General features: G+C 33.7%; 4 protein-coding genes and 1 pseudogene. All 5 read left to right on the top strand.

Annotation, left to right across the window (positions count from 1 at the left end; translation table 11 throughout):
* Positions 1–328: 328 nt before the first annotated feature.
* Positions 329–685, top strand: a complete 357-nt coding sequence (locus tag BM211_RS25570) for an Imm3 family immunity protein (protein WP_035431955.1) — start codon at positions 329–331, stop codon at positions 683–685.
* Positions 686–812: 127 nt separating this feature from the next.
* Positions 813–1508, top strand: a complete 696-nt coding sequence (locus tag BM211_RS25565; RefSeq protein ID WP_091000197.1) for an endonuclease V — start codon at positions 813–815, stop codon at positions 1506–1508.
* A 79-nt stretch (positions 1509–1587) separates the two neighbouring features.
* The gene (locus BM211_RS25560; protein WP_035431959.1) at positions 1588–1797 is read left to right on the top strand and encodes a hypothetical protein; all 210 of its coding nucleotides are present in this window, start codon (positions 1588–1590) and stop codon (positions 1795–1797) included.
* A gap of 796 nt (positions 1798–2593) precedes the next feature.
* Positions 2594–4063 (top strand): TROVE domain-containing protein, encoded by a 1470-nt coding sequence (locus tag BM211_RS25555; RefSeq protein ID WP_091000195.1) that lies wholly within the window; start codon positions 2594–2596, stop codon positions 4061–4063.
* Positions 4064–4168: 105 nt separating this feature from the next.
* Positions 4169–4597, top strand: a pseudogene (locus BM211_RS25550) (SMI1/KNR4 family protein); the annotation flags it as partial.
* Positions 4598–4690 lie beyond the last annotated feature (93 nt).

The raw sequence follows: 4690 nt of genomic DNA, 5'->3' as shown, positions 1-4690 counted from the left end.
AGAAGTTAGGTGGGAGATAAACTGCCCGTAAAAGCCCGATTGGTTCAACTAATAATCAGTGGGGGATGAAGAAAACCCCCACTGATTAAAGTTTCACTTTATACAAAAAACGATTCTCATGTATTTAAAGAATCGTTTTTTGATCTATATTTAGATCTTTTAAGTTATGAGCCCTGTACAATACAGAACGCATTCCCTATTAGCTGCTTAAAATATGTGTCTAACTTTTTGGGTTCACTTCATTGTCTTTTATAGATAACAAGTGCTTTTTATTTTAAGATTACAATAAGGGATTAAGCCATAATATTTTTGGATGGAGGGAGATTTAGTGAAATACTGGGGATACAATGAATTATTTGAAGCGATCAAAGAGGACTATAATGATTTTTTAAGTTTAAATAGAGGGTATAGAGAGGCAATAGCAAGACTAGTCGATGAATACTGGAATTTAGGTGAGATAGAAGACGTTGTGAGGGATGCTGCTATAGGAGAGATTTTAATTACTCATGACAAAGTTTTCGTTGGTACTGTTGAAAGGATAACAAAGTGTTTAAGTATGTTTAAACCGCTAGATGCGGAAGAGGAATTAACTAAAGAGGAAATCGCGGATTTATCTAATAGAATAAAAAAAGTATTGGTAGGTCTAAAAAAAGTAGAAATTGATTATAATCCATATGCTGGATAATTTGGAGAAATGACTTCTCAAAAGGAAAAATACAGTATAGGATTTGGGATGAAAATGGTCAAATTGTTGAAGAAAAAAGAGCTAACTAAATGAGATTTGGACTATGTGAAAATTCGGGTGAAAAATTATGAAAAAACACGATATCAATGAGTTAGAGAAGCTGCAAAAACAATTATCAAGTAACATTTCTTTAAAAAATACATTTAAACTAGAAGATATAAAATTAGTAGCGGGAATAGATATTGCTTATTGGTCTAATGAGGGAATTGACTATGGAGTCTGCTGTATTGTTGTGTTTGATTATCTTACAAAGGCAATTATTGAAGAGGTTCATCATATAGATCAAATTGAGTTTCCTTATATTTCTGGTTATCTAGCATTTAGGGAATTACCACTAGTGCTTGATACAGTTAAAAAATTAAAAAGTTTTCCAGACTTATATATGTTTGATGGAAATGGTTATTTACATAATCGTCATATGGGAATCGCAACGCATGCGTCTTTCTATTTAAAAAAGCCAACTATTGGAGTAGCCAAAACGTATTTAAAAATAAATAATGTTGACTTTATCGAACCTGAAAACGAAGTAGGTTCGTATACTGAGATCGTTGTAAATGAAGAAGTTTATGGAAGAACGCTAAGAACTAGAGAAAATGTAAAACCAATTTTTGTTTCTTGTGGGAATTGGATTGATTTAGATACTGCTACCCATGTTGTTTTGCATTTTGTAGAAAAAAATAGTCGGTTACCTATTACAACAAGATATGCAGATTTAGCTACTCATGAGGCAAGGAGAGGGGAACTTTCAAAGATAGAAAAGTAAATATAGTTTCAAAAGCTAATAAAGAAAGAATCTTTCCTACTATAAATGCAAATTGAAAACTTTAAAGGAGAATAAAAACATGTCAAAAGAAGGAAAATTAGTTATTTTAAATGAAACTTTTAAGAAAGAGGGAAGCCCAGAGGATATAGAGGGTTTGACGATTATGGTTGACGGTGTTATAAAACAAGCTTTTGATAAGATAAAGTATGATAGAGAATATACAAGTTATAATGAAGTATTAAGAGATGTTATTTTCGAAGGAGTAAGTGGCATTATCAAAAATTCTTAAATTTAGCTATTTGAAAACTGCTAGTTAGTCTAACACAGTATTTTCATACAATCTAATTGAATTAAATTGTGAAATACAGAAGCTTTAAGATTTATAGACGAAAAAGATAAGATTTTTCAAAAGTGCTAATAATTGCCAAAGTTTTGATTAATGAGTATAATGAAATCAATAAGTAACAAAAAGAAAAGGGCAGTGTAGGAAAGAATTTCTTCGCCTGTTAAGCGGTAGGTCGCAGGTTCGAATCCTTGCCTCCCCCGTCGTTTTATAAACGTAGGGGGGAGTAGCTCAGTTTGGTAGAGCAACATATTGAGTCTTTCCGCCTATCTCCCTTTTCTTCGAATCTATAATTCATACTTTATAGATTTGGGCAGTGTAGAGAAGGATTTCTTCGCCTTGTAAGCCGTGTGTCATGGGTTCGAATCCCATCCTCCCAACTTTGGGAGGTAGCTCAGTGGTAGAGCAACGTAATGAGCCTTTTCGCTTATCTCCCAAATCTTTAAGCATTACATATAACAGGAGCATTGTAGATAGCTCATACTTCGTTTGCTAATATGAAACGCTGTAGGTGCGGTAAGTTCCGCAACAATTTAGTACTTTTCTTTGATTCATAACACTAAGCGTCATATAGGAGCTAGGTTTGCGGGGCTCGAATCCCGTTTCCCTGAATAAATTGTCTGTTCCTGTTTCCAATCGTTCTGAAGTGTTAGGAATGAGTGAAAAGAGCAACGTATATACGTTGCCTTTTTTATTTGTATTTCAACCAGTAGTGTCAAAAAATCTCTGGGGGTAGATCATAATGTCAAAGTTTAATCATTCTTCTCAAGGAAGCCGTCAAACATATACAAAAGAGGGCGGAAAAGCTTATAAAATGTATGATAAAGATAAATTAGTTACGATGGTATTAACATCTTTCTTTAATGAGCCAAAATTTTATGGCGACAACAGCAAAGAATTAGTTACTACTGCAAAACAGGTTATGGACAGAGATCCTCAATTTGTTGCAAATTTAGCGGTGTATGCACGTGAAGTGTTCTACATGCGTTCTGTTACACATGTATTAGCAGTGGAACTCGCTAACCATCCTGAAGGTCGTAAATATGCTCGTCAAACGGTTTCTCGTATCGCACAGCGACCTGATGATGTAACAGAAATGATGGCGTATCAATTAGGTGTATATGGCCGGAAACATCCAATTCCCAACTCTTTGAAAAAAGGGTTGGCAGATGCCTTTGCTACGTTTGATGAATATCAATTAGCAAAATACAATCGCACAGGAAAAGACGTTACATTGAAAGATGTATTTCGTTTAGTTAGTCCATCTGCAATAGAAGGAACAGAACGTTATGAACTTTATAAGCGTTTGTTAGAAAATACACTACAAGTACCATATACATGGGAAACAGAACTTTCTCAAAAAGGAAACAAAAGAGAAGTATGGGAAGAATTAATCGATAGCGGGAAAGTAGGTTATATGGCCTTACTTCGTAATCTTCGCAATATCGTAAATTCAGGTGCATCAAATATTGATACAGTATATAACATTCTTCGCGATCCTGAGAGAGTAAAAAAATCAAAACAATTACCATTTCGCTTTTTCTCAGCCTATCGCGTCGTGCAGGAAAAATTACCGCAAGCAGGAAGCGAATTATTAGATGTATTGAATGACGCAATTGAATCATCTGTTACAAACATGCCAAGACTATCAGGTAAAACATTTATGACAGCAGATATCTCAGGCTCTATGACATGTTATCCTGTTTCGAAAGATGGGACCGTTAAATGTGCAGATATTGCTACGCTTATGATGGCAATGGCACACTCCTTCTGTGATAATTCGATTACATCTGTATTCGCAACTGATTTCAAAGTGATAAATGTTTCTACTCGTTCTGGCATTTTAGAGAACATGAACACATTTTTATCAGAAGTGAATGAACACGGATATGGAACAAACTTATATCTTTCTATCCAATATTTATTAGATAACAAAATCAAAGTTGACCGCATCCTCGTCTTCTCTGATGAGCAAGTGTACGGAGATGAATATGAAGAAAATTCTTCACAAATTCTTCTTGAAACATATCGCCGTGAAGTTAATCCTGATGTTTGGGTTCACTCCTTCAATTTAAATAGTTACGGTAACCAACAATTTGTAGGAGAGAAAGCAAATTTAATCGGTGGTTGGAGTGAAAAATGCTTGGACTTTATTGGTTATGCAGAAGAAGGAACAGGCTCTCTTATTTCAGCTATCGAAAATTATCAATAATTTTGTTACAGCAACTTTATTTGTAATAGTAAGATGTTTAATAATAAAAGTTTTAATATTACTAATATACAAGTGATTTTGAAAAAAGATTTTGGAGGAGTTATTATGGGGGAAATAACGTGGCTTTTTACCGATAAATCAGTTGATGAAAAGACAATATCTAAGGTTGAGCAATCATTTGGAATAAAATTTCCTCAAGATTATAAAGAATGTGTCATAAAATATAATGGTGGCTATCCTAAACCGGATAATTTTGATTTTAGTGATGAAGGTGAAGGTGGAGCTGTTTTTAATAACTTATTGAGCTTTACAGGTGATTTTAGTATAGAAGCAATTTATGAATTTTCTAAAGAGTCTTTGCAAAAAGGTATTATTCCTTTTGCTAGAGATCCTTTCGGAAATTTAATTTGTTTTGATTATCGGCAGAGTAATAATGAACCAACTGTTGTTTTTTTTGATCATGAAGAACAAGGTGAGAATTCAATTGAGCTAATTTGTAATACATTTACGGAATTGCTTAATAAATTGTATTCTTTGGAAGAAGAAGAAGAAGAAGAAGAAGAAGAAGAAGAAGAAGAAGAAGAAGAAGAAGAAGAAGAAGAAGAAGAAGAAGAAGAAGAAGAAGAA

The organism is Bacillus sp. 491mf (assembly GCF_900112415.1).
In the GTDB taxonomy this organism is placed as follows: Bacteria; Bacillota; Bacilli; order Bacillales; family Bacillaceae_G; genus Bacillus_A.
This window is presented reverse-complemented; position numbering and strand designations above follow the sequence as displayed.

What these genes read in the sequence shown, in the direction of transcription:
- BM211_RS25560 (WP_035431959.1), top strand. Translation starts at nt 1,588, where the DNA reads ATGTCAAAAGAAGGAAAATTAGTTATTTTAAATGAAACTTTTAAGAAA.
- BM211_RS25555 (WP_091000195.1), top strand. Translation starts at nt 2,594, where the DNA reads ATGTCAAAGTTTAATCATTCTTCTCAAGGAAGCCGTCAAACATATACA.
- BM211_RS25565 (WP_091000197.1), top strand. Translation starts at nt 813, where the DNA reads ATGAAAAAACACGATATCAATGAGTTAGAGAAGCTGCAAAAACAATTA.